This window comes from Nostoc sp. KVJ20 (assembly GCF_001712795.1).
Lineage (GTDB): Bacteria > Cyanobacteriota > Cyanobacteriia > Cyanobacteriales > Nostocaceae > Nostoc.
Window position 1 is genome coordinate 1 of sequence record NZ_KV757647.1, and the last position, 25,516, is coordinate 25,516.

Here is a 25,516-nt window from a genome sequence, read left to right on the forward strand (position 1 = left end):
TTCCTCGTTCCCAGTCTCCGACTGGGAATGCATTCATTGAGTCTCTGACTCAATATTTGACTAAAAGCAGAGCCTCTAATCAGGCATTCCTATGCAGAGCATAGGAACGAGATAAACCAGCGAACAATGAGAAATTGATCTTTTTTTGAGTTGTGTGTACACCGTAGCCTTTTTAAGGGGGCTAGGGGAGATCTCTAAGTGCCTAAAATCACAGCCAAATACTTTTCAAACAACCTCTAAGACAGGCGTGTTTTTACTATTCAACAAAATTAGGTCGTGCCTGTTGCCTTGATTTAAACTTTTCCTCTAAAACTTCCCAATTTTCTTGCTCAATTAAGTTGGTCAACTCATCAAGATTGTGACGATATTGTTGCAGCGATCGCAGCAAGGCTTGACGATTATACCGCGCCATCATCACTCCCAACTCTGGATTCCCACCACCCACACGACTGGTATCCCGAAAACCTGAACTAGCTAACTTTTGGGCTAATTCCAAAACATCGGGGTCAGTTTCGCTTAAACAAGCAGCAATCAACGAGGAACTGACCATTACAGGTAAATGGGAAATCCAGCTAACAGCGCGGTCATGTTGCTCTGGTTGACAATAATAGAGATTCGCTCCCAGCGATCGCACAATTTCTTCTACAACCGTAATTGCACTAATTGGTGTTGTATTTATTGGTGTTAATACATAAGGTTTATCAACAAATAAATGCCGCTGTGCAGCTTCTATCCCACTGTCTGTTCTTCCCGCCATTGGATGACCACCGATAAAATTATCCCAAAGGGGAGAAATATCTTTTACTATCTGTGCTTTCGCCGAACCGACATCAGTAACGATGGTAGCGGTAGACAAATGAGCGATCATCTGCTCAAATTGGGGCACAATAAGCGCTAGAGGAGTACAAATAAATACAACCTCTGCGGCTGCTAACAGGCTCATATCCACTGATGCTTGATCAACACAGCCGAGAGTAATTGCCTTTTCACAGGTAGATTCACGGCGACTGACTCCTAAGATATGATGTCCTTGCGATCGCAAATCAAAGCCCAAAGATCCGCCAATCAGTCCCAATCCTAAAATCCCAATATTCATTTTTGATTTTGACATTCCGTTTTTTATGACTTTACCAACTATTAAAGTTGGCATCCAAGGGGTAGCATCGATGACTGTAGAGGAATTACTGGAAAAATACGCAGCAGGAGTCTTAAACTTTAGTGGTGTTGACCTCCCAGAAGCTAATCTGAGTGGGGTAAAACTCAGTGGCATAAATCTGAGCGATGCTAATTTGAGCATAGTCAACCTGAGTGGCGCGAATCTGAGTGAAGCTAAGTTGAGCAATGCCAAGTTGAATGTCGCTAGACTGAGTGGGGCGAATCTATGTAGCGCCATCTTGAACAACGCCAGCCTCAACGTCGCTAATTTGATTCGAGCCGATCTCAGTCGCGCTCAACTAAAGGGAGCCTCATTAATCCGCGCCGAGTTAATTCGCGCTGATCTCAGTCGCACCGATTTGTCGGAAGCTGACCTCACCGGTGCTGATTTGCGAGAAGCAACACTCCGCCAAGCCAATCTCCGCCACGCTAACTTAAGCGAGACGGTCTTGAAGGGTGCTTCTTTGACTGGGGCTAACTTGGAGATGGCTAACTTAAACGCCAGTGACCTCAGTCGTTCTGATCTGAGCGGTGCAAATTTGCGAGAAACTGAACTCAGACAAGCTAATCTCAGCCATGCTAACTTGAGCGGGGCAGATTTGAGCGGCGCAAACCTCCGGTGGGCAGATTTGAGCGGTGCAAACCTCCGGTGGGCAGATTTGAGTGGTGCAAAATTGAGCGGGGCTGATTTAATTGGCGCAGATTTAAGCAATGCCAATTTAACTAATACGAGTTTAGTACACGCCAATTTAACTCAAGCAAAATTAATTAGGGCGGAATGGATTGGTGCTGATTTAACAGGAGCAACTTTAACTGGGGCAAAGCTTTATGCCACCTCCAGGTTTGGTTTAAAAACCGAAAGTATGATTTGTGAATGGGTTGATCTTAGCCCAAATGGCGATCGCTCCATTGTTCAAAAATTCCATTCCGCAGAGTCACGAGATTTTTTTAACGAAACACCGCCAACAATAAGGATTATCGTTGATGCAGCCTTAGAACACGAAGCCAATTTTGCGATCGCAGGTGCTTACTACCAAATTGCTCAGGAATACCGGGGACTAAAACAACCCCCAAGCATCGAAAGTGGTCGTCGTCGAACTGTTTTCACCTTTCATGTAGATAGCGACGAAGCATTATTATCCACTGCGTATATTGTGATTCTTCCTTTTCTAGATGCGGCATCTATTCAAAAGAATATTTCCAGCATGGTGGAAATGATTAACAGTGAAGTTGTTGCCAAACAAGATTTAAAATCGCCCCAGATTGTCGAGCAATTAAATATTCTTTTAGAACAAGCCACAGGTCAGGCTACAACAATTAAACAGATGAAAAAAAATATTGAAGTAGCCGCTAAGTTAAATTTTTGTAAAGCTCCAACCCAAATAATTTTAACCAATTCCAGCGCCCAAACTTTGATTGTCTATGATCATCCCAACTTTGGGAAAAGATTTATTAATCGCTCTGCTCTCAATGCTTCAACTTATGATGATATATCTAATGAATCAATAAAATATGATATATTGCCTTCGTTAAATATGGTAATAGATTTTGTCAAAGGATTTCACTATATTAGTCATGAGGCATAGAGCATTAAACTAATGACCAATGACAAATGACCAATGACCAATAACCAATAACCAATGACAAAAAAAATGGAGGACGAAAATGGCTAATTTATTTAATAAAATGATCGGTCGAACTCGCTATGTAGTGTTTCGACTATTTCTGCACTTAGGGGGAGGCGAAGTAGCGCCAATTTTGGGAGTATTGAATAGTGCTGGACGAGACGCGATCGATGCCGATGGCGACTTAGAAGTTTTGGGAGAAGGATTAGTAGAAATTAGTCAAACCCTGCTGCAATACGATGAATATTGGCTTTCTGCTGCGAACGAAGGTGACGTATTTTTTAATGAAGGCGAAGCAGGAGATTATGTGAATGAATTATTTACTGATTCTGCCGAAAGATATCTCAGCGAACCAGATTATACTTCTGACTCTGGATTGAATGAACCTTTATCTATACCTGTAACCCGTAACGTCATTGTCATGATTACAGTGGCTTATGAAGGAGAAGTGCCAGAGTTAGAAACTGATCTTTCTAACGTTCAGGCGCTCAAGGAAGGATTGAAAGCATTGATAAATTTGCATTATAAACATCGATTGAAGGCAATCCAAGTACATTTTTCCCCAGCACAGTTAGGCGATGAACTCACTAGCGATCAACTGTTGCAATATTACCCAGAATTGATTCCATTATAATGTGTTGGGTAGTCCGTACTTACTACTCACATCGAGAAATTGTTAAGCTCAGAGATAGGACAATAATCCAATGATCATGACCATAGTACGTAAATTTACAGCCGTTTTTTTAGCTCTGAGTTTGTGTATCACAACTGTTGCTTGTGGTAGTGGCGAAAGCCAAACTAATTCTTCTTCGGCCAAGAACGTTAGCCAAACCTCGGCTACAACCAAGCTGAGTGATGGAGAGTATCAAATACAACAAGCTACTTATGACGATGGAACTGGTGAATACAACCTGTTTTTACTTAATAATAAGCCCCCAACCTTTGCAACCGAAAATTTGCAAATGGCAAGGTTAACTGATGATGAAATCAAGCAGGGCAAGAAAACCTATCTGAAGGTCGAAAACGGACAACCGATTTTATACCTGACAGAAGATTTTAAACTTGAGTACGTTCACAACGTTACCGAGAATAAAACCAATCCTCAAACCGGACAACAAGAGACGGTTGTAGTCCGTCGAGAAAATAGCTTCTGGGCACCATTTGCGGGGTCTGTAGCTGGTAGCTTGGCGGGACAGGCAATTGGTAGTATGTTGTTTCGACCCCAATATTATGTACCCCCTGTTTATCAATCAGGTCAAGGTTTAAGTGGCTTCGGTGGATATGGCGGCAGCTATGGCCAAGCAGTTCAAAATTATCAAAGTCGCTACAATGCGCCACCCGCAGTAGTGACAAATCGCACTGCATTCCGCAATACAGGAACAATTAGAAGGTCATATCCTGGAAATTCAAATGTACGCAATACACCGCGTAGCACTACAGGTAATAACCGTCCTTCTGGTTCTGGCTTTGGTGGTAGTACATTGCGACCCTCTGGTAACTCCAGCACTACCAGACGCAATTCTGGCAGTGGTTTTGGTAGTGGGCGTAGTACAGCACCCCGCCGTTCAAGTGGTTTTGGCAGCAGACGCCGTTAGGAAATTTCCAATTCATTGAAGGAGGCAGGAGGCAGGAGGCAGGAGTCAGAAGGCAGGAGGCAGGAGGCAGGAGGCAGGAGGCAGGAGGCAGGAGGCAGGAGGCAGGAGGCAGGAGGTTTTTTCACTTACTAGGNNTCAAACCCCTCCTGAAAAAGAGCCACAAAACTAGAAAATTTGGAGTTCTTGTCTTAAACCCAAGATCCTATGGTCGCGGCAGGAAACAAAGGGCAGTTTTCCTCCTGCCTCCTGCCCGACGCTCGCGGACTCGCTAACGCTGGGCTATCTGCCTCCTGCCTTCTTCGATCAAATATGAGTCCTATAGATAAGATTGTTCAATAAAAAAACATACCAGTTGCCCTATTCTGAGTGGTATCGTGAATCCATAAGTTATTCTCATTAGAACAAACTAGCTGGTATGTCTTCTAACGATTTGCGATCGCTGCATTACACTATCCCTGTTGAAAAAATTCGCTATGATGAACGGGGTCTGGTGCCTGCAATTGTCCAAGACTATCTGGATGGTACTGTCCTGATGATGGCGTGGATGAATCAGGAGTCGTTACAAAAGACTTTGGAAACTGAAGAAACTTGGTTTTGGAGCCGTTCGCGCCAAGAGTTGTGGCACAAGGGGGCGACTTCGGGGCATCTTCAAAAGGTGCAGAGTATCCGTTATGACTGTGATAGTGATGCGTTGCTCATTGGGGTAGAGCAATTGGGTGATATTGCCTGTCATACTGGAGAGCGCAGTTGTTTCCACCAAATAGAAGGGAAAATTGCTGCACCACCAGGGGATACATTGTCGCAATTGTTTCAAATAATATGCGATCGCCGCGATCATCCGACAGAAAGTTCTTATACCTGTAAACTATTTGCAGGTGGTGATAACAAAATTTTGAAAAAGATTGGTGAGGAAACCGCTGAGGTGGTAATGGCTTTTAAAGATGATGAAGCAGATGCGATCGCAGGTGAAGTGGCTGATTTGCTATATCATACTTTGGTTGCCTTAGCTCACCATCAAGTTGATTTGAAATCGGTGTACCGCAAGTTGCAAGAACGTCGCCAATAAAGAATATAAGCAAATAAATGAGCGAGTCGGGGAAGTAAATACAAAACTTTTCCCCAACTTCGCCAGTCTCCAAAATTAAACAAGTGTGCCAAGCGTGCCGTTTTTCCTTGGCTATGCTGGGTTAACTGAACCGTGTACCTAAAGGTTGAACCTCTCTGGCTAAACCAATATGTGCCAATGACAATGAGATATGGTTAAACTTTACTCCAGCCAAAGCCCACTGAAGTTCAAGTGTCCCCATCCAGAAACGCGCCCGATCGATGACATCTGGTAACATTGGATACTCGCTTTCCATACGCCGCACAATACTTTCTCCGTAATTACCGAGTTGGACTGCAATATCACAAGCTGCATCTCCCAAACCAGCCGTACCAAAATCAATCAGACCGCTGATGCTTTCTGAAATCGGGTCAAATAGAATGTGATACACTGGCTTGTCGCCATCTATCAGTACGCGTGTGTAGTTGAGGTCAAGTTCACCTGTAATTACGGGCGCAAAATGTTCATGTATCCAAGTTTGCTGATGACGCCATAAGTGAGGAAAGAGAGTTTCCTGAACTTGCTCATACAACTGCAACCAATCTTCACGAGAACGTTCTGCACCAGAAGAAGACACCCCAGCATTAACTAAAACTTCATATGGGATGCTGTGCAATTGCTGATGAAATTTGGCTAGTTGGGAGATGATACGCGCTTGTGATGCTTCACTTAGCTTTAGCAAGGTGTTACGAGATAGCGGTTCACCTTTAATAAATCTGTAGCAAGCAAAGCCTTCTTCCAGGTGTTCAAAGTATGGAACTCGCAGTTCAACATAATTTTGCACCACTTCCAACACCTTAGCTTCATGGGAAAGTACCTGTTTTCCCCAATCATCTTTGGCAAAGCGACATACAAGCTCATGATTAACAATAACTACATCGTTAACCATTCCATCTTGATTAAAGTCAAGATGGTCAAGAGAGATATTGGGATAGACAGCACGAATTTTTTCGAGATACGAGGAAGGAATATTCACAGTAAATCCTAACGCCATCACAACAAACAAAAAATCAAAATTTATCGGACTTTTAGCCGATCGCAGCGACTTATAATGATTTGGCTGTTTGTTGTATCAACGTACCACTGTGATTTCACTCCCTAAAAAATCGCTAAACATGAGCATAGTAACATTTTGGTGATTAATCAGCCAAAATTCGATTGAGATACTGTAAAATTGCCAGAGCGATCGCTACACTCAAGATGAAGCCTAGCCAGTAACTATTGGTAATAATTTGTGGTTGATCTAATGCCCATCCACCCAAGGGATGACCAATAAAAGAGCCAACAGCCCAGCACAAAGCATTGATGGAGAAATAGACACCGCGTTGATTTTCCGGGGCTAACTCAGTCACTAAAGAAGCAGAAGATGGAGTATAGGAGACAATCGCTACAGCAAATACTCCTAATGCCAAAATTACCCAAACCAGATGATGAGATGTGGCTGTACCGCTTACCCAAATCAATCCAAAACCAATTGCCCAGAAAATGGCAGAAACAGTAAGTGCGAATGTGTGAGAGCAGCGTTTTAAAATACTGGTGACAGGTAACTGACAAATGATGGCGAACACCAGATGCCAAGCAAATAGCCCGCTAATGGTAGTTTCAGTAAATCCCGTGGCAGTACTTTCTACAAGGACAAAGTTTTTGAAGTAAAGCGGGAGGGTGCTGTGGATTTGAGAAATATAGATTGTGAAAAATATATTAACTGCTATGTAGACTAAGAAACGGCGATGTCTAACGACAAGCTGCTTTGCATCTACGCTTAATACTGCCATCCAAGAAGCAAAATGTTCTGTTTTTTCAGATTCCTCTATCTGCTGTTGTTCTGTTTCAATAATTCCTACATAGACAACCCCAAAAAATACCAGAAAAGAGATGGCATCAATCACAAATAACCAGCGATAACTCCCAATGATCGCGATCAACAACCCAGCAAGCACAATTCCGATCGCTAACCCCAGATTATCAGCTAGTCTGGCGATCGCAAAAGTTTCCCGACGATTGTCAATTTGGCTGGCGTCAGCCACCACAGCTTCAGCCGCCGGCCAATAGAAACCTATCCCTAAACCGCTAATCAAGCTACCGATTACCAAAGAAGTGAAATTATTGGTTGCAGCTAAAACGAGAGAAGCAATTGCTGAAATCGCCGTCGCTAGCAACAAAGTGCGGCGGCGTCCCCAGTGTCCAGAATCAGCCAAAAAACCACCCGCAATCCGCCCTACAACGCCGGAAATCGAGGCGCTACCCAAGGCTACCCCCACACTGGTTGCAGATAAACCAAGTTGATTGACAAAAAAGATGGGGGCATAAAACAGGGTACAGCCGGTGCCAACTTCTGAAAGAAATCTACCAATTGCGAAAATCCATACCTGGGGATGTATCGAAGGCAGCCACGATGACAACTGAGACTGAGAAGCTAATTTCATGAGCTTAAAAGTCATAGTTTGGTGACATTTTTGTAATTCTTATCATTGGCTACAATTTTCCTCACTGATTCCACAGGGTTTCCACAGGGATTTTAACAGTTTTCCACAGGTGCTATACGAGCCAATAAGCTTCTTGCCGTCTGACTGGGGATTGTTAATTAACAGCAGCAAGGAACTTCAAGGACTGAGTTTTTGTGAAGTAAAGTAACGAAAAATAGGCTTAAAGCCTGATTATTTCGTTCGCATTTATTTTTTATACAATCGTTTTTAACATTTCGCAGCATTGACAAACCCACCCCCTCTTGGCGCACAATGATTCGGCTTGCTTTTGTAATCCGTTCAACCGTCAGCATCAAATGTGTAAAATATATTACCGTTAGATGCAAGCGTAGATTGTCGGGCTGGCAAAAGAGCGTGTGAGGTAGCCTCATTGCCGCTTCACCGCAAGCAACTTGTCCCTCTTGATTATCCTCATAGGAGGAAAATCTCATGAAATCAACGGTTAGCATCTTTACAGAAATTCCCGAAACACTCCACGAATCCTTAAAAAACTACTTAGAAACCCATCCTGATTGGGATGAAAACAGAGTATTGACGGCGGCGCTATCATTGTTTTTACTCCAAAATGGAGATAGCGATCGCCGTGCTGCGCGAGTTTACTTAGAAACTTTGTTTCACCACTCCTCAGTAGAAATGCCCTGTATCGATTCACCAGCAACAGCTAATTTACTAGACACCCCATAAGTACTGGTTATGAAGGTCGTCATTCTAGCTCATGCTGTTAATGGGGCACAGCTTACACGTGCCCCATTCATCGGATTTTAAGCCAAAGCGATCGCCCATCTGGGGAGTAATACTTCAACGAAAATCGGCGTGAATCCCATACCTTCTCTACGAGACGCTGCGCGAACCAGGGGTGGGAGGGATAGCCGCCCGCCGATTTAGTCATTAGTCTTGGTGCTAATGACCAATGACTAATGACCAATGACTCGAAATCCCCCGGCTTCAAGCCGGGGGATGAGTTAAATAACTACCTATTTTGATTGTCTAAATTTATTTTTTTACTAAAGCTAAAGAAATTCAATAACAGTTTCCTCAAGAGTCAACAGTCAAGAGTTAAAAAAACTCTAGACTGTTAAATCAAGACTTGGCTTCCAAGTGCTGGGGATGAGCAGGAGATTCAAACTTATACCCTACGCCACGTACAGTTTGAATTAATGCTGGCTGACTAGCATCAATTTCAATCTTCTTGCGAATTTGACCGATATGGACATCTACAACCCGCTGGTCGCCGACATACTCATAATCCCATACCTCTTGGATTAGTTCTGCCCGCCGCCAAACTCGACCTGGATGACTGGCTAAAAAATGCAACAAGTCAAATTCTAGAGCAGTTAAGGGTACTGCTTGGTTATTAAGTGCTACCTCCCGTCGCACTGGATCAATCATCAGTTTTTCAAATACCAAGCGTTTCTGCTCGGCCGTAGTTATCACTCGCTGACGCCTCAAAATAGCTCCGACTCTGACTTCTAGCTCTCCTAGCCCAAAAGGCTTGGTGAGATAGTCGTCAGCACCTTTAGCAAAGCCGCGAATTTTGTCAGCTTCGTCAGCACGACTAGTCAACATCAGAACAAAAACACCATTACGACTTTGCATCTCTTGGCAGAGGTTAAACCCAGTGACATCTGGTAGATTCACATCTAGAATCACCAAATCTGGGTTAAATTGCTCAAATAGAGTTAAGGCTGTCTTTCCATCTTCGGCAGCCTCCACCTGATAGTTCTGCTTAATCAAAAAGCGTTGGATTAAATTCCGAACCGCAGGGTCGTCGTCAACTACAAGAATCTTGGCAGGAGCCATGACCATTACTTTGCACAAAAATTCGTAAGATTAACAAGAGAGTTGCGTAAAAACGCAGTTGCCACTTTGGGACTAACTAAGAATCTACATGGCTCCGGTATAAGAATCCTGACTATTTAAAAATAAATACTCTAATCAGGATTGTGGGCAATGAGAACGCGAAACTTCTGTTAGCCACAGTGTATAAGCGCTCTGACTTTAGCCGCAACAGTTCTTAATACCAAGACACCTTCTTGATTTGAGTTAGGTGGTAACTTAAAACGTTTCAATTTTAAATCGATATGCGGATATATACCACAAGCGATTATTCAGTATAATGAAAAAAATTCGATTAAGGCACAGTAAGTTGCCAAATTTGAAACAGTAAAGTTGATTTTTTCATAAAAACTCTGCATTTTTAGGTACTCTCCGTTCAAATTCTAGATTAAAGCCAGAACTAGGCAACGACATGAGGGTATACACGGAGTTATAGCGATATGTTAAAGTGACTATGGTTGAAATTACAAAGTCGATCAAACTAACCCGTGCTAGTATCCTGGTAGGGAATAAAATAGGTTGAGATTTTAATTTCGATCAAAATAAAACCTAAAGCTGTTTTTTCTTCGACAAAAAACTGCCGCTGACTGAGGCTGAAGTAACAAACTCCCATGAGCGATCAAAATCCCTACGAAAAACTTGGGGTATCAGAAGAGGCTAGCTTCGATGAGATTCAGGATGCTCGTAATCGCCTATTCGAGCAACATAGTGGCGATGCCAAGCATTTAGAAGTAATTGAAGCGGCTTACGATGCGATTTTAATGGATCGCTTACGGATGCGCCAGGAAGGTAAAATCAAAGTCCCTGAACGCATTCGGTTTCCAGAGTTGCGAGTACAATCGCCTCCTAAAGAAAGTCCAAGCCCTCGTGAGCAGTCACCTGCATGGCTGCAACGGATGCTGGATCAGCCAACGCCTGCGGATATATTCTTACCAGGAGCTTGGTTTCTTGGTTTGAGTTCTATTAGCCTGTTTTATCCAGAGGGAGGCGATCAGGTTTTGCAACTGGCATTGGTGGTTGGGGTAGGCGCGAGTATTTATTTTCTCAATCGCAAGGAAGGTAAGTTTGGCCGAGCAGTTTTGTTCACCCTGGTCAGTTTAATCATTGGCTTAATCGCTGGGGGACTCTTTGCTATGTGGCTCTTACCACAAATACCATTTCTCAATCTGTCATCGAATCAGTTCTCTACTGTACTGACGTTTATATTCTTGTGGTTGGTTAGTAGCTTTCTACGCTAAATCTATATACGTAAGTAAGCTTCTAAAAAGAAGATGTGATTGATGTGTATTGTTTATTTGGATGTGATATGTAGTAAGGGCACATAGGTATGTGCCCTTACTACGTATATAACGCGATGTGCGACTTAATATTCTGACCTTTCTCCTTTGAGGAGAGAGGCTTTGATTTTTGCTACCTTCCCTTGTAGGGAAGGGGTTGGGGTTAGGTTTGAGATAAAGTTGCACATGGGGTTATATAGCAATACAAAGCGATGCCGAGAGAAACATTTCAGTGCATAACATATTCACATATTCGGACACCCTGGCATGTTATCTCCAAGCAGCAACCGTGCCAGACTGGGTAAAGCTTCACCATAGGTGGGATGGATGTGAACCGATCGCTCTAACAACTGCCAGGTTGCTCCTGCTTCCATCAGGGATAAAAATACATGTACCAGTTCAGCAGTTTCGTACCCCACCAGGGTTGCTCCCAGGATTTTGTCTGTGTCCCTGTCGATTACCAGGCGATAAAATCCGAGGTCATGCCCCCATTCAATCGCACGCGCAATTTGGCTCATGGGTAATGTGACAGCACACGCGTTGATGCCTTGTTTTTGAGCCTGTTCTAACGTCATACCCACTCGGCCAACCTGGGGTTCTGTGTAGACCGCATAGCCAAGGACGCGATCGCTCCGTGTCCGGTTTTCTCCACACAAAATTGCTTTTAAGCGGCGATAGTCCTCCCATGACACATGGGTAAAGGCAGGCTGTTTGGCAGCATCCCCGATCGCATAAACTCCAGAACAGGTGGTATGGAACTGGTCGTCAATTTTGATAAATCCCTTATCATCTAGCTCAATTCCACTGTTCGCTGCATTTAATGTACTTGTATTGGGTTTCCGTCCAATCACAACCAGCAATGCCTCTCCCTGGAGTTGTCCACCACTGCTCAGAGTCAGCCTAAACAGATTATTCTCGTGGACGACGTGATTCACATTGACTCCAAAGTGGAGCTTAATCCCATCCTGCTTTAATGCTTCTGCTAAGACCTCGCTGACATCAGCCTCTTCCTGCCCAAGGACGCGATCGCCCCGGACAATTAAGTGGGTTTGACTGCCCAAACGCGCTAGTCCTTGTCCCAATTCCAAGCCAATATAGCCGCCTCCAATCACCAATAAACGGGCTGGTAAGGTGTTTAAGTCAAAGAAATTGCGGTTGGTCAGGTAAGGAGTTCCTGCAAGTCCGGGAATGTCAGGAATCAGCGATGATGTGCCCGTGTTAATGATTACCAGAGGAGCCTGAAGGGTAACATCCCCACCTTTGACCGTCCGTTCACCAACAAAAGAAGCTTCGGCACAAATGACTTTAACACCCGCACTTTCCAATCGCTTACGAATCCCCTGATTAAAGCTGCTGCGGATTCCCCGAACTCGCTCCATCACAGCGGGAAAATCCACCTCTACCTCCGTGTGGATGCCTAACTTCTTACCCTGGTGCGATCGCCCTGCTGTATGAGCCGCTGCTAAGAAGGCTTTGGACGGAGTGCAGCCATAGTTGATGCAACTGCCGCCTAAAGCATCTCGCTCAAACAAGACAACCTTACGTCCCTCTTTGGCAAAATCAGCCGCCAGTGGAATGCCACCTTGACCACTGCCGATGACAATGACATCTGCTGTTTCCATCAGTGCTAAACTCCTTGGGGATAGTTTGCTTGCATAAAACTCTCACAGTTAAATAAGAATTCAGGAGTCAGAATTCTTCTTCAAGACATCTAAAGCTAGCGAAGCCCACCCGCGATGTACAGCGTTTCGCCAGTGATCCAGCCCGAATCGGAAGAAGCAAGGAAGACAACGGCAGGGGCGATATCCTGTGGCTGTCCAATGCGACCTAATGGTGTTTGCGCTTCAGTCTGTTGGCGACCTTCGCTCTCGGTAATTCCTGCTGTGTGCGTACCCTCCGTTTCCACCATACCAGGATTGATAGAGTTGACACGGATGTTACGTGAACCCAACTCTTTGGCTAGCGACTTCGTGACGGCATCAACAGCCGCTTTGGTAGCGCTATAGATTGAGGCATTCGCGGGCGCGAGGGTGCTAACGATGGAACTGATATTGATAATGCTGCCGCCCGCCGAACCGAAGTGCTTGACGGCTTGTTGTGAAGTGAGGATCAATCCCAGCACATTCAGATCGAATTGCTTGTGGAAGTGTTCTTCCGTGATGTCTTCAAGTGGGGAAAATTCATAAATTCCCGCATTGTTGACCAAAATATCAAGCTTGCCAAATGCTTGCTGCGTCTGTGCAAACAGATGTTCGATCTCTGCCTTTTTGGCTACATTTGCCTGAACTGCGATCGCCTTACCGCCCTTGCTGATAATCTCATCAACTACATGATTGGCTCCTTCTTGGCTAGATGCATAGTTGACAACAACGCTTGCACCTTCGGCTGCCAGATGTTTTGCAATTGATGCACCGATGCCTTTAGATGCACCTGTAACGACTGCGATTTTTCCATCTAGTTTTGTCATACCTGTAATTCCTGTGGTTGTTGGGTTTCAAATATCTGTCCGAAACAGGTGCGAACCTACAAGAATGCACCCATTGAGATTTTTAACGATGTCTCACATCCGTGCATCCGCATCAGGATTTAACGAATTCCAGCAGGTCGGCGTTGAGTTGTTCCTTGTTCGTGTCGCCCAGACTATGTGATCCGCCGGGATATATCTTCAAAATTGTTTTCAAGGGCTTGAGACATTTAAAATAGGTGGTTTATTTACGCCGTGCTGTACTAGGCAGAATTAAATATAGGAATCCTATTTAATTAATTTTTGAAAAAGATCACGAGAAAATACGGTTAGGTGTACTATCCTAAAGAGCCTTTCTAGACAAGGTGTTTAGATTCTAGGACTAAATCTACAGCAGTGCTAAAATCCTTAACAATTAAATCGGGGTAGTAAAGTTCCAATTGGGTGCGATCGCGGATACCAGATTCCACTGCCATCACCTTAATACCATAATTTTTTGCAGCGGTGATGTCGGCTTCCGTATCTCCCACCATCCAGGTATCAGCAGCGGCGGGCAATTCTTTTAAAGCCCTAGCCATCAACAAAGGCTTATCTTCAATATCACGAGTTTTAACGTAGTCGTTACTCAGGCAATAACAACGGTTTTCTGGGAAAAATCTACCTAAATCGTATTTTTTAAAGGCATAATCTAATTCCCGAACTCGGCGCATGGTCATAACTGCTAAATCAATTCCAGCTTGTTGAATTTTTAACAGTGCATCCACGGCACCTGGTGCGAGAGTGTCATAGTTGAAATAAGCTTCTGTATGCACAGTTTGCCGCCGTAATTGGGCGAATTCTTGTGCTTGGGCTTCGTCTAACCCTGAATTTAAGGCGATTTGTTTTTCGGGAACACGCGATCGCTTTAACTGCCAAAATTCCGCTTTCGGAAGTTCTTGCACTGCTTGGTCTGAGCGACGGGTTTTTTCCAAGCAAAATTGATAAACACGGTAGTACCGTTCGGAAACATCAATAATTGGGCCGTCGAAGTCAGTAATCAGTCTTAGCATCGCTGCAAAATGTTAATTTTTATCAAAATTATCTCAGATATCTGGCTATTTTTAGACCAATAATCTCCACTATTGAATTTAACTAAGTGTTTTTTTGTAAAGACTTTTTCAGAAAGTATCGACGATGACCTTGAGGAAAATCCTCTAACTCTCCAAAAACTTCATAACCCAAGTGCTGATAAAATTCAGGAGCTTGGAAGTTGTAAGTAAAAAAATGCTGTATTTATATCCGTGATTATTCGTAGTCTATAGCCTCGATTTTTAAGCATCTTTAACTATAGTGACAGTTTGAAAAAATACAACTAAGATGTAAGCGGTCATATCTTCAGCTGTATCAGCTAACTGATATTGACTAAATACAATACATAGATATAACGAATGAGTGGTTGACTAGCAGCTATCAAAGTTAAAGACTATCTACGGCCGAGCCTCGTCCTTGTGTAATTGGTATTCGCCGCAAAAATTCTACCAACAGGTTTATCTAATTTTTGGAGACATTGCAGTGTAGTGTCTCTACATTAATTTGGGTTTCTATTTATGAAGAAGGGAAAGGGGAAAAAGTAAAAACCTCGCCCGCAAGTGGCGCGACCTGTTCATCCCTTTCCCCTTTTCCCTTTAACCTTTTCCCTTCTTGTTTATATATCAGGTCTACCAATGAATAATTTTAAATATTTGGGTTGCATTACTTTGTTTGGAATTTTAGCTTCTGCGTCAACGGCTATTGCTCAAACAATACCAGAAACAGCACCGATATTTACCCCCCGCTTTGGAGTACGCTACACCACAGAGGGAGCAGGATATGAATCATTTAGCAGTTTTGAGGGATTTTTGCCTGTTTTACAAACTCCTGGTAATACTTTGACTTTCTTACAAGGGAAGGTTTTATTAGACAATGACTCGAATTTAGCTGGCAATATATTGTTAGGACATCGATTGTTTAGCGAAAAAGCTAATCGGATTATTGGTGGCTATATTTCTTATTCTACCCGTGACACAGGTAAGAGTAATTTTGATCAGTTAGGGCTAGGTTTTGAAGCTTTAGGTAGTTGGGATTTTCGCTTTAATGCTTATCTTCCCTTGAATTCTTCAGAAAACCAAGTTGATCAAACGAATCTGCCATACTTTCAAGGCGATTCATTAATGATACAGCGATCGCGCTTTTTAGAAGTGGCGATGTCTGGTGTAGATGCAGAGGTTGGTACACGCTTGGCAAGCATTGGTAGTGGCGATTTGCGGGGCTATGCAGGTGTATACTACTACTCTGGCGGTCAATCCAAGGAAGCTTTTGGTTGGAAAACAAGAATCGAAGCTCGTCCTAATGATTTTTTGGGTTTGAGTCTTTCTCTACAAAATGATGACCTATTTGATACTAGGCTGGCTTTTAGTATTGGTGCAAATTTCCCTGGTAGTGGCGCTAGGAGAAGCAAGCCGAAGAAAGATAGCGCTTTAGCGCGGATGGCAACAACAGTAGAGAACCAAGCCAATATTCTAGTTGCTGTTGAAAAAAGAACTGATGCTTTTACTGCAACGATTGAATCAGAAAATCAAGGTTCTACAAATAATACTGATACTCCGATAAATAACACTGATACTCCGATAAATAATCCTGATACTCCGACAAATAATCCTGATACTCCGACAAATAATAATCGCTCCATCATTATCCACGTAGCTCCTGGTGGGACTGGTAATGGTACTTTTGAGTCTCCTTTTGGTACAATTGCCGATGCTTTGGCGGTAGCTAAAGCAGACAATGTGATTTATGTTCGTTCTAATCAAGATACTGCTTTTTCACCATTTACTATTCCCGATGGCGTTCGAGTATTCTCTAGTGGGCCTCTACAAGTAGTTAATGTCAAAGATTTAGGAGTCGTCACCCTACCTTTATCTGGTAGTGGGATACATCCAACAATTACTGGCATAGTACCCACTGGAAATGGATTAATTACACTGGGTAACAATACTGTTATTTCTGGATTTAATATTAAAATTCCTGGTACTGATGATACCAGAGGTGTTAAGGGAACTAATATTAGTAATGTGAGAATTTTAGATAATAAAATCACCAATGCTTTTAGTGAAGGTATTTATTTAGAAAATGTGACAGGTACGGTAGAAATTGCCAGGAATGCTATCAATGATACACGCAGTCCAGCAATTGATTCTAGTTTAGAAAGTGGTATTTTTGTTTGGAATTACCAAGGTATTACGGATTTAACAATTACCGATAACCGGATCATCACCAACTTTGATGTTGATACTAATTACAGAGTAGATGGCATTGAAGTTAATCTTTGCCGCGATTTTAATGCGCTCTTTGTAGATAAAACTTGTACTAGCAACGCTAGCATTACAGCTAATATCCTCAATAACCAGATTACTTACAATGGTCAAGTTAATGGTGGTTCTGGTGCAGATGGTATCGATTTGAATTTGGGCAATTTAGGTCAAGGCACGTTTGTAGTTAGTGGTAACACCCTGACTAAGATTGTTGATGAAGGAATTTCAATAAATGCCGTTGCTAATTCTAAGGGTAATTTTACTATTGCCAATAACATTATTACCGATGTTGGTAATAGTAGTATTAAAGTTGATTTGTTCAAACCTGAAGCTGGAATTCCGGCTATAAACTTGTTTAACAATAGTATTACTAGCTTCACAATTACAGGTAATACTTTAGATACGGCTGCTAATAATGGTATTGACTTTGAAGTGGCAGATAAAGCAGATGTAACTTTGACTATTGCTAATAATATTATCCAAAATATTGGCAATGGTGATAGTAGCGATCGCGCTATTCAATTACAAGCAATGGATAATGCGATCGTTCGTCCTACAATCAATAATAATACTATCAACAATATTTCCGGAGATGCTATACAACTAGCTCAAGTTATTTCTCCTACAATTACTACCAATAACATTAAGAATACAGGCGAGCGAGGTATTGTAGTAGAAACTGCTAGCGGCACTACAAATATTAGCGATAATACCTTAAACGATACCAACCAAGAAAGCATTAATTTATCGGAAATTACAGGCACAGCAACTATTAGTCAAAACAACATCAATGGTAGCAACAATAATACTGGTATTGACTTTACCAATACCATAGGTGATGTCAATTTAACAATTGCTAATAACCAGTTGACGGAAAACCTTAATGATGTTCGCGTTAGTTTAGCTGGCACAACTGGCATAGTACAAATTAATGACAATACCATTACTAATAATGGTACTGCTGTGGATGTTCAATTAGGAGAAAATACCAATTTAAGCACTGTATATATCAAAAATAACCAAATCACAGGAATAGATACAAGTACCGCATCAAGTGGTATCAACTTCCAAGCATTTTCAAACGCGGCTGCGGGTGATGTCACCATTTCCGATAATACTATCAACACCATAACTAATGGTGATGGAATCAGCTTGCAACTCAATGGTACTAGCAGTGGAACATTCACAATTTCTAGTAACATAATCAGCAATATTCAGGATACAAATTCAGGAGACTTTAACTTTAGTGATGGCATAAACATAGAATTATTAGACAATGCTAACGCCAATGTCACCCTCTCCAATAACAACATTTCCCAAATCACAGCAGGTAATGGTATTTATATGCAGTTGGCTGGTGGTGATAATGCTCAACAAATTGCAATTACTGACAATACTATTTCCCAAGTTACTACAGAAGGTAATGGTATTGACCTGCAATTCTTGGATAATTTTGATGCTTCTAACATTAATACAACGGTGAATATTGCCAGAAATAATATCTCTGATATTCAAGGAACTGGGATTAATATTTTCAATGAAATTTCAGATAATACAGTTAATGTCATAGCTGATGCTAACATCATTAGTGATACTTTTGGAGATGGTATAAAACTACAACAGGTAAATGATCCTCAAGTTATCAACAACAATATTACTAATGCAGGTGAGCAAGGTATACAGCTAGAAACCGCAAGCATTACTACTAATGTTAGTAACAATACAATTACAAATGCACAACAAGAAAGTATTAGCTTATCTGAAGTCATAGGTACAGTTAGCATTAACCAAAATACTGTTAATGGCATTAATACCAACAATGGCATTGTTATCAGCAATACTACAGGTGCAACAGCTTTAACAGTAAATAGCAATAATTTGACAGAAAACTTTAATGATATTCGCGTCAGTTTAGCTGGTACTGCTTCGGGAACCTTGCAAATTAACGAAAATACCATCACTAATAATGGTACTGCTGTAGATGTACAATTATCAGATAGTGCTAACTTTAGTAGTGTAACTATCAACAACAACCAAATCAATGGAGTCGATGCAGATATCACATCCAATGGTATTAATCTCCAAGCTTTTAACGATGTCGTTGCTAATAATGTTACTGTCTCAGGCAATACTATCAACACCATAACCAATGGAGATGGAATTAATCTTCAACTCAATGGAAATAGTAGTGCGGCATTTACCATTTCTAGTAATAGAATTAGCGATATTAGAGATACTGCTACTGGAGATTTTAATTTTACTGATGCTATCAATCTAGAGTTTTTTGATAATGCCAATTCTACAGTCAATGTTACTAGTAATAACATCTTAGACATAGCTGGACGCGGTATTAGTGCGGGTAACTTCAGCAATACAACTACTTTGGATGTGCAGATTACAGACAATCAAATTTCAAATACTACTGCTGAAGGTATTGGATTAGATGATTTGCAAGGCAATTTAGAGGTAGTAAATAATAGTATTCAAAATACCCAAGCTGTAGGGATTAAACTAACTGGTGGTGAGATAGCAAAAATTAATGATAATACTATTACCAATGCAGGTACGCAAGGTATTCAGGTAGAAAATTCTAGCGGTACTATCAAGATAGATAGGAATACAATTACCGATGCCAATCAAGAAAGTATTGCTTTATCTGAAGTAACAGGTGCAGTTACCATTAATCAGAATATTATTAACGGTTTGAATAACAGTTCTGGTATTTTTACCCAAAATTCTACGGGTAGTGTGGATTTAACAATTGATGATAATAGTTTATCAGAAAACTTAAATGATATTAGCTTCAGTTTATCTGGTACGGCATCCGGTACAGCACAGGTCAATAATAATACCATCTCTAATAATGGCAGTGGTGTGGATGTTCAATTAACAGATAGTGCTAATTTGAGCAGTATAACTATTAATAATAATCAAATCACTGGAGTAGATACAAGTACTGCCTCAAATGGTATAAATTTCCAAGCTACTGATGATGTTGTTGCTAACAATATTATTGTTTCCGGTAATACTATTAACACCATAACCAATAATAATGGAATGAATTTTCAAGTCAGGAATAATTCTCAGACCATCTTTACAATATCTGGGAACACAATTACCAATGTGCGAGATTTTAATCCAGGAGATTCGATATTGACTGATGCTATTAACCTAAAATTCTTTGATGATAATGTTAGCAGTAGTGCTACCATCTCCAACAATATTCTCTCAGTAATTGATGGAAATGCCATCCATGCTACCAATAATGGCAACGATACCATTAACTTAGTAAAGGTAACAATTACAGGCAATTCAACTAGTAACATAAAGTATTATAATTTGTATCTTGACAATATTTCAGATTATCAATACTTGCCATAAAAGAGTGATGAGGGACTTGCAAAAAATAAATATCCCAAATTTTTTATACATTTGTAGGGGCGCATAGCTATATGCCCCTACTATGAGATATTTTTTAACTGCAAGTCCCTGAACGACTAAGAGAGCGGGTAAAAGCAGTTAATACCAATATGCTTGGGTTAAGGCTAAAACTCTTTTTTTGAGTTTACTAAGCTGTTCCATATTTAAGTTGCATAATTAGGGCGGGCAAGATGTCCACCCTCACAAGAGTTATGTTTAATTCGGTTATACAAATTGAATATTTTTAGCTTATCAGTAGTTATTGCAAAGTACCGCGTTTGATTTGTTCGCTTTCAATAGCTTCAAATAAAGCGCGAAAGTTTCCTTCCCCAAAACCTTGAGCTTGGAAACGACGCTCAATAAACTCAAAGAAAAATGTTGGCTGCTCAAAAATTGGCTGGGTAAAAATTTGCAGTAATAAGGGTGCGGTATTTCCTCCCTCTAAAGGAGTATATTCTTGCCAGTCCACGAGAATTTCTTGTTGGGCGATCGCTTCCAGTTCTAGAGGTGATAGTGTCAGTCCTGGACGCTGTTTTAGCTGTGAATAGTAAGTTTGGGGAACTGAGAGTAAGGATAAACCACTGGCACGAAATTTAGCGATCGCACTTACAAGATTAGTTGTCCGCAAAGCAATATGCTGAATTCCTGGGCCCTGGTTGACATCTAGAAATTCCTGAATTTGAGAATTTCTGGAAGCTGGTTCATTAATTGGCAATTGGACGCTACCGTTACGCGAAATCATCACCTGGCTGTGTAAAGCAGAGCGATTGGTTTTAATTTTAAATGCTTGCTGGGGTTGAAAATCTAGAATATTTTCGTACCAAGCCACAGCACGCTCTAATTCACCAACTGCCACATTCAGCACTACGTGATCTATGGCGGTAAAAGTGTTGTCATTTGTCTTTTGTCCTTTGTCAAAAACTAATGACCTTTCTATCAACGTATGAGTAAGTCCACCCCAGGCGGCAATTTTGCCACATTTGAGGAATGCCGTACCCACCTGGCGTTCCTGGATGGGTTGGAGGATTGTAGCACCGTGTTTTTGAGCTAGTGCGATCGCAGCTTCTACATCATCCACAGCAAAAGCGACATCTGCCACACCTGGTGGATATTGACGCAGAAACTCAGCTACCGGACTTGTAGGTAACAGTGGTGAAGATAGAAAAAAGCATACAGCACCATTTTGCACCACTTCTGTACAAGTGTGAAATGAATTGCTGCGATCGGTTACTGGTTGAAAACCAAGATGGTGTACAAACCAATCCCGCCATACTTTGGCATCTTCTACATAGAAATGAACGTGATCAATTTTCATAGATACTGAAAATCCAGCATAAAAGTTTATATATCTGTAAATTTTGCCTTTTTTGCTAGATTTTCACGTCTTTCCTAAGCAAGAAATATGTAGGCGCACTCCCTCTTTAAAAGAACAGATGACTATCAGGTTGAATGTTAATTTCCATTGGCACAGCTTGCGGTTCGGCAGAAATGGCAAAGAAAATAGCATTGGCAGCAGTTTCAGCACTGAGCATTTTTTTCCGGTCTACTTTTAGGTTGACGTTATCCCAAAAAGGAGAATCTACCCCACCAAAGTAGAATAGCGTGAACTTGATACCAAAACGCTTGAGTTCCTCTGCCATGCACTTGCTAAAACCGACAACACCAAACTTAGAAGCAGAATAAGCCGCTGCCATCCCCATCGAATGCTTGCCCAAAATTCCTACCACATTACAGATGTGACCAGACTTGCGCTTTTGCATCTCTTCAGCAGCCGCCTGAGTGGTGTAAAAACTGCCTTTTAAGTTGACATCTAACATCTTGTCTAAATCAGCGGGTTCCAGGCTGTTGTAGGGCTTGAGTATACCAGCACCTGCTACATTCACTAAAATATCGATTTGACCAAACTCAGCGATGGTCTTTTCTATCAAAGTATCTACCTGTTGGGGATCAGTAATATCAGTGGGAACGGTCAAAACTTGCCCTGGTAAATCATTTGCCAGTGTTGTTAAACGAACCGCATCTCTCGCAGCCAGTACTAACCGGACTCCCGTAGGCGCAAGTTTGTGTGTTAAAGCTGAACCAATACCACCAGTAGCACCGACAATAACAACGACTTTATCTTGCATCGTATTATTTACATTTCTTTACATCTTTTTACATAATACTGAATTACAGGCTCAGGTTGTAAGTAGACATCAAGAAAGTATTTACTCGCAGGGTAGTGCTGTTACCTCATATTCCTTGCCATTTGCTTTTAATGTAAATCTGGGAGACGATTTTAGATATTTAAGAAAACTAGAACCTAAGTTTAATTCTTGAATAATTGAATTGGGTGATTTTCCGGTGATTTTTCGTAACTCTGAGCCTAGTTTAGACACTGATAATGTAGTTTGAGGGTAATTTGTTTGTATATCTTGAATAATTTTTAATAGTAATTCATCTAATGTTTTACCATTAGTATTTCCCGATAAATCTTCTTTTTGAATAAATTCTGTAAAAGAATTATCTAAGACAGAGATGGCTTTCTGATTTTCTGGTTGGCTCAAATTATCTTGAATATTAATATTACATTGTTCTTGAAATAACGTCGCAACATCTACTAACCTGTTTAATTGGTCATTAATTAATTCCTGTTCACTTTTAATTACATCTTGAATTGTCTCAACAACTTTTACTTTTTCCAAGGATGGAACTTCTGTTGCCATTGCTAGTGAATAATCAGTAATTTTGCCACTATTTCGGTTGTCTATATGCAAACTTTGCCCTTGTCTACGTACCCAATAGACAATCAATCCTTGGTTTTGGAGTTCATTACAGAGATGAATTAAAATTCCATCGCTAGAACAGACCAATATTTCTTTAACTGTTGGATAAGAGCGTAAAATACAAGCACCGAATGCAATCATTTTTGCATCAGCACTGTCTTTACCTCCAGGTACATGGACAAGTTGATAGCCACGGTTATATAGTTCAATATCTTGCTTACCAATACTGGGATTTCTCCAGTTAGCAAATGCCATTTTAACTTGGAGAGGATACTGACAAACACTAGCTAAAAATAATTCAGAATTAATATCTAATTTTAAGTTTTCTGCATCCAAAAGTAGAAGAGATATTCCTGTTTCTAACTTATGTTTAATTTCATTATTTTGTTGAATTTTTAGGAGCAATTGCCTGAATACAGCAGATTCTAACCAATCAGGCGATAATATAGTTTGCAGCAGTTCTTCAGCTAATTGAAAATTAAAAGAGCGAAGACCTTTCTCTGTGATTTTTTCTTCTGGCAGGTTTTTCACTAAAGAAAGTTCCGCTACATCAGTCATAGATACTTTAGCATGACCATTGCTATTAGCAAGCAAGTCACTTTCTAGGGAACGAGGTAATGCAGGCTCAAGGAATTGTTTACCACAATTTTTGCAGAGGTAATTCTGCTTGTCATTGTGACGACCATTTTTATAATATGAAGTAGATTCGCACAGAGGACATTTCATCTTGTGATTCAGGTGGTCTAAAAAAGATACCTGTCTTTAAGTATATAGTATAAAAAAAGACTGTCAACGTCAGTTCATATTGCTCAACACAAGAAAAACTCAAAGCAAGCGGAAATTAAATTTAATCCTCATTTCTGCTTGCTTGTACTATTTCATAGCTCTCTGAATAGTTAGAATTTAAGAAATACTTCAACTAACGCGGGCGAAAACATAGTCACGAGTACGACAATCCACAGGGTTAGTAAAGATTTTATGTGTAGTACCAAATTCAACCATTTGAGTAATACGATTTTCATTATTATAAAAGAAAGCCGTAAAATCAGATAGGCGAGTAACTTGCTGCAAATTGTGAGTAACAAGCACAATTGTCAACTCAGAGCGTAAGTTATGGATCAAATGCTCAATTTTCGTACTACCAGCAGGATCAAGACCTGAACAAGGTTCATCCATCAATAAAACATTCGGTTTGACCGCTAAAGCACGGGCAATACATAATCTTTGTTGTTGACCACCAGAAAGCTCTAAAGCAGATTTGTGCAGCTTATTTTTCACTTCATCCCAAAGTTCGGCAGCTTTGATAGCAGATTCAACAATCCCATCTAATTCTACTTTCGGATGCCATCCAACTAATTTCACGCCATAAGCTACATTATCGTAAACGCTCATGGGAAAAAGATTTGGCTTGGGAAAAACCATACTCACTTGGCGACGTAAGCGATTGATGTTGACACGACGCTCATAAATACTTTGTCCGTAAAATTCTACTCTTCCTTCAACCTTCACATCTCCTTCTAATTCAGTCATGCGATTTAACGATTTAAGAAAAGTAGACTTGCCACAACCACTAGAACCAATAATTGCCGTGACTTGGTTTTGATAAATATCCATTGACACGCCTTCAACTATCTTTTGAGTGTCGTAATAGAAGCTGAAGTTTTTGACTCTGATGGCTGGAATTAGTTTACTCATATTCCCAAAACGTGTGAAACAAAACTTGATTCAGTAAAACAGTACAAATCAGCAATGCTGTTTCACTATGTTACTCCCAAAATGAGATATTCATGGAAATTACGTAGCTATACAGTAGTCATCCAGCAGATAAGTGGTTAGTAGATATTTATATAAGGCTGCGTCCCAAAATTGATTTTTTACAGACATTTTCTACCACTTTCTACACATTTACTAATACCTCTTAGTTAAGGGGGAAAGTAGAAATATGGCTTGCTCTGACTCGTCATATCTTCATGACTTAACCCTTCTGACAAATTGATAAAAATATGACCAGTAAAAAACAAAGGGTATTTTAAAAAGCAAAATTGCATCTCATTTTTATAATTTTTGCTCTTTGTAATCCTACTTAATTGAATCATTAGATTAGTACCTCATCATTAAAAAGATTAGTTGCTAAAAAATGCCTCAATAATTATGATATTTTTAATTACCTTTTTCTATTGTTATAGTTCAGCTTGAAAAGTTTTGGTAATATTTAGATGGCGTATTTTCTTGTAATTAAAAACATTGGCTCAACTGCTATAAAATGTCGATTTTGTTTAGATAAAATAACTTTATTAATTAACTTTTAGGTGCTTGTTATTCAAGATAATAGGACTTACGCATTGACAGAAAATACCAAATATGGGTTCTTTGAAAAAGCACGTCTGTCGTAGGGGTTTAGCATTGCTAAACCCCTACAGATGACCATTGAAGAACGATTAATAAAAGGCTGAAACGAC

The 25,516-nt window shown here is 40.8% G+C and carries 18 protein-coding genes and 1 pseudogene; 7 read left to right on the top strand and 12 right to left on the bottom strand.

Translation table 11 applies throughout. The features are described from left to right. Nucleotides 1-256 precede the first annotated feature (256 nt). Nucleotides 257-1,096 carry a prephenate/arogenate dehydrogenase gene (locus tag A4S05_RS22235; protein WP_069071973.1) on the bottom strand — a complete coding sequence of 280 codons (840 nt, stop codon included), beginning with the start codon at nt 1,094-1,096 and terminating at the stop codon, nt 257-259. Between the two features lie 70 nt (nt 1,097-1,166). On the opposite strand from A4S05_RS22235, the gene A4S05_RS22240 reads away from it, so the two are divergent. The 4 genes from A4S05_RS22240 to hisIE all read left to right on the top strand — a co-directional run bounded on the left by A4S05_RS22240 (nt 1,167) and on the right by hisIE (nt 5,441). Then, on the top strand, nt 1,167-2,741 hold the full coding sequence (locus A4S05_RS22240; RefSeq protein WP_069071990.1) for a pentapeptide repeat-containing protein: 1,575 nt from the start codon (nt 1,167-1,169) through the stop codon (nt 2,739-2,741). Nucleotides 2,742-2,820: 79 nt separating this feature from the next. Continuing rightward, nucleotides 2,821-3,414, top strand: coding sequence for a DUF1517 domain-containing protein (locus tag A4S05_RS22245; protein WP_069071974.1), 594 nt, complete (start codon nt 2,821-2,823; stop codon nt 3,412-3,414). 70 nt (nt 3,415-3,484) lie between these two features. After that, nucleotides 3,485-4,375, top strand: a complete 891-nt coding sequence (locus A4S05_RS22250) for a hypothetical protein (RefSeq protein WP_069071975.1) — start codon at nt 3,485-3,487, stop codon at nt 4,373-4,375. A gap of 415 nt (nt 4,376-4,790) precedes the next feature. After that, entirely contained in the window at nt 4,791-5,441 is a 651-nt protein-coding gene (hisIE, locus tag A4S05_RS22255) for a bifunctional phosphoribosyl-AMP cyclohydrolase/phosphoribosyl-ATP diphosphatase HisIE (RefSeq protein WP_069071976.1), read from the top strand. Nucleotides 5,442-5,562: 121 nt separating this feature from the next. Here hisIE and A4S05_RS22260 read toward each other — a convergent pair whose 3' ends face one another. Both A4S05_RS22260 and A4S05_RS22265 read right to left on the bottom strand, forming a co-directional pair. Further along, nucleotides 5,563-6,474, bottom strand: coding sequence for a phosphotransferase family protein (locus A4S05_RS22260; RefSeq protein WP_069071977.1), 912 nt, complete (start codon nt 6,472-6,474; stop codon nt 5,563-5,565). Nucleotides 6,475-6,619: 145 nt separating this feature from the next. Next, nucleotides 6,620-7,906: an MFS transporter gene (locus tag A4S05_RS22265; RefSeq protein ID WP_256091083.1), complete on the bottom strand. Its 1,287-nt coding sequence runs from the start codon at nt 7,904-7,906 to the stop codon at nt 6,620-6,622. 489 nt (nt 7,907-8,395) lie between these two features. On the opposite strand from A4S05_RS22265, the pseudogene A4S05_RS22270 reads away from it, so the two are divergent. Then, nucleotides 8,396-8,587: pseudogene (locus A4S05_RS22270) on the top strand (DUF2811 domain-containing protein); the annotation flags it as partial. 130 nt (nt 8,588-8,717) lie between these two features. On the opposite strand, the gene A4S05_RS41870 reads toward A4S05_RS22270, so the two are convergent. Together A4S05_RS41870 and A4S05_RS22275 are read right to left on the bottom strand one after the other, a co-directional pair. Then, a complete protein-coding gene (locus A4S05_RS41870) occupies nt 8,718-8,855 on the bottom strand; it encodes a hypothetical protein (protein ID WP_176727069.1) in 138 nt (45 codons plus the stop codon). A gap of 191 nt (nt 8,856-9,046) precedes the next feature. Continuing rightward, entirely contained in the window at nt 9,047-9,766 is a 720-nt protein-coding gene (locus tag A4S05_RS22275) for a response regulator transcription factor (RefSeq protein ID WP_069071980.1), read from the bottom strand. Nucleotides 9,767-10,413: 647 nt separating this feature from the next. On the opposite strand from A4S05_RS22275, the gene A4S05_RS22280 reads away from it, so the two are divergent. Further along, nucleotides 10,414-11,040, top strand: a complete 627-nt coding sequence (locus A4S05_RS22280; protein ID WP_069071981.1) for a CPP1-like family protein — start codon at nt 10,414-10,416, stop codon at nt 11,038-11,040. Between the two features lie 284 nt (nt 11,041-11,324). Here A4S05_RS22280 and A4S05_RS22285 read toward each other — a convergent pair whose 3' ends face one another. From A4S05_RS22285 to A4S05_RS22295, 3 genes are all read right to left on the bottom strand, one after another. Continuing rightward, nucleotides 11,325-12,701 (bottom strand): dihydrolipoyl dehydrogenase family protein, encoded by a 1,377-nt coding sequence (locus tag A4S05_RS22285; RefSeq protein ID WP_069071982.1) that lies wholly within the window; start codon nt 12,699-12,701, stop codon nt 11,325-11,327. Nucleotides 12,702-12,796: 95 nt separating this feature from the next. Then, entirely contained in the window at nt 12,797-13,546 is a 750-nt protein-coding gene (locus A4S05_RS22290) for an SDR family NAD(P)-dependent oxidoreductase (protein ID WP_069071983.1), read from the bottom strand. Between the two features lie 353 nt (nt 13,547-13,899). Beyond that, nucleotides 13,900-14,592 carry an HAD family hydrolase gene (locus A4S05_RS22295; RefSeq protein WP_069071984.1) on the bottom strand — a complete coding sequence of 231 codons (693 nt, stop codon included), beginning with the start codon at nt 14,590-14,592 and terminating at the stop codon, nt 13,900-13,902. A 654-nt stretch (nt 14,593-15,246) separates the two neighbouring features. Here A4S05_RS22295 and A4S05_RS22300 point away from each other — a divergent pair. Beyond that, the gene (locus tag A4S05_RS22300; RefSeq protein ID WP_069071985.1) at nt 15,247-20,253 is read left to right on the top strand and encodes a beta strand repeat-containing protein; all 5,007 of its coding nucleotides are present in this window, start codon (nt 15,247-15,249) and stop codon (nt 20,251-20,253) included. 298 nt (nt 20,254-20,551) lie between these two features. Here A4S05_RS22300 and hppD read toward each other — a convergent pair whose 3' ends face one another. From hppD to A4S05_RS22320, 4 genes are all read right to left on the bottom strand, one after another. Then, the gene (hppD, locus tag A4S05_RS22305) at nt 20,552-21,607 is read right to left on the bottom strand and encodes a 4-hydroxyphenylpyruvate dioxygenase (protein WP_069071986.1); all 1,056 of its coding nucleotides are present in this window, start codon (nt 21,605-21,607) and stop codon (nt 20,552-20,554) included. Between the two features lie 106 nt (nt 21,608-21,713). Beyond that, nucleotides 21,714-22,418 (bottom strand): SDR family oxidoreductase, encoded by a 705-nt coding sequence (locus A4S05_RS22310; protein ID WP_069071987.1) that lies wholly within the window; start codon nt 22,416-22,418, stop codon nt 21,714-21,716. A gap of 81 nt (nt 22,419-22,499) precedes the next feature. Continuing rightward, entirely contained in the window at nt 22,500-23,783 is a 1,284-nt protein-coding gene (locus tag A4S05_RS22315; RefSeq protein WP_069071988.1) for an IS1/IS1595 family N-terminal zinc-binding domain-containing protein, read from the bottom strand. 189 nt (nt 23,784-23,972) lie between these two features. Next, a complete protein-coding gene (locus tag A4S05_RS22320) occupies nt 23,973-24,752 on the bottom strand; it encodes a phosphate ABC transporter ATP-binding protein (RefSeq protein ID WP_069071989.1) in 780 nt (259 codons plus the stop codon). Nucleotides 24,753-25,516 lie beyond the last annotated feature (764 nt).

Bases quoted from the DNA above. Each gene is read 5' to 3' on its own strand.
- A4S05_RS22235 (WP_069071973.1), bottom strand. From the start codon at position 1,096: ATGAATATTGGGATTTTAGGATTGGGACTGATTGGCGGATCTTTGGGC.
- A4S05_RS22240 (WP_069071990.1), top strand. From the start codon at position 1,167: ATGACTGTAGAGGAATTACTGGAAAAATACGCAGCAGGAGTCTTAAAC.
- A4S05_RS22245 (WP_069071974.1), top strand. From the start codon at position 2,821: ATGGCTAATTTATTTAATAAAATGATCGGTCGAACTCGCTATGTAGTG.
- A4S05_RS22250 (WP_069071975.1), top strand. From the start codon at position 3,485: ATGATCATGACCATAGTACGTAAATTTACAGCCGTTTTTTTAGCTCTG.
- hisIE (WP_069071976.1), top strand. From the start codon at position 4,791: ATGTCTTCTAACGATTTGCGATCGCTGCATTACACTATCCCTGTTGAA.
- A4S05_RS22260 (WP_069071977.1), bottom strand. From the start codon at position 6,474: ATGGCGTTAGGATTTACTGTGAATATTCCTTCCTCGTATCTCGAAAAA.
- A4S05_RS22265 (WP_256091083.1), bottom strand. From the start codon at position 7,906: ATGAAATTAGCTTCTCAGTCTCAGTTGTCATCGTGGCTGCCTTCGATA.
- A4S05_RS41870 (WP_176727069.1), bottom strand. From the start codon at position 8,855: ATGACTAAATCGGCGGGCGGCTATCCCTCCCACCCCTGGTTCGCGCAG.
- A4S05_RS22275 (WP_069071980.1), bottom strand. From the start codon at position 9,766: ATGGCTCCTGCCAAGATTCTTGTAGTTGACGACGACCCTGCGGTTCGG.
- A4S05_RS22280 (WP_069071981.1), top strand. From the start codon at position 10,414: ATGAGCGATCAAAATCCCTACGAAAAACTTGGGGTATCAGAAGAGGCT.
- A4S05_RS22285 (WP_069071982.1), bottom strand. From the start codon at position 12,701: ATGGAAACAGCAGATGTCATTGTCATCGGCAGTGGTCAAGGTGGCATT.
- A4S05_RS22290 (WP_069071983.1), bottom strand. From the start codon at position 13,546: ATGACAAAACTAGATGGAAAAATCGCAGTCGTTACAGGTGCATCTAAA.
- A4S05_RS22295 (WP_069071984.1), bottom strand. From the start codon at position 14,592: ATGCTAAGACTGATTACTGACTTCGACGGCCCAATTATTGATGTTTCC.
- A4S05_RS22300 (WP_069071985.1), top strand. From the start codon at position 15,247: ATGAATAATTTTAAATATTTGGGTTGCATTACTTTGTTTGGAATTTTA.
- hppD (WP_069071986.1), bottom strand. From the start codon at position 21,607: ATGAAAATTGATCACGTTCATTTCTATGTAGAAGATGCCAAAGTATGG.
- A4S05_RS22310 (WP_069071987.1), bottom strand. From the start codon at position 22,418: ATGCAAGATAAAGTCGTTGTTATTGTCGGTGCTACTGGTGGTATTGGT.
- A4S05_RS22315 (WP_069071988.1), bottom strand. From the start codon at position 23,783: ATGAAATGTCCTCTGTGCGAATCTACTTCATATTATAAAAATGGTCGT.
- A4S05_RS22320 (WP_069071989.1), bottom strand. From the start codon at position 24,752: ATGAGTAAACTAATTCCAGCCATCAGAGTCAAAAACTTCAGCTTCTAT.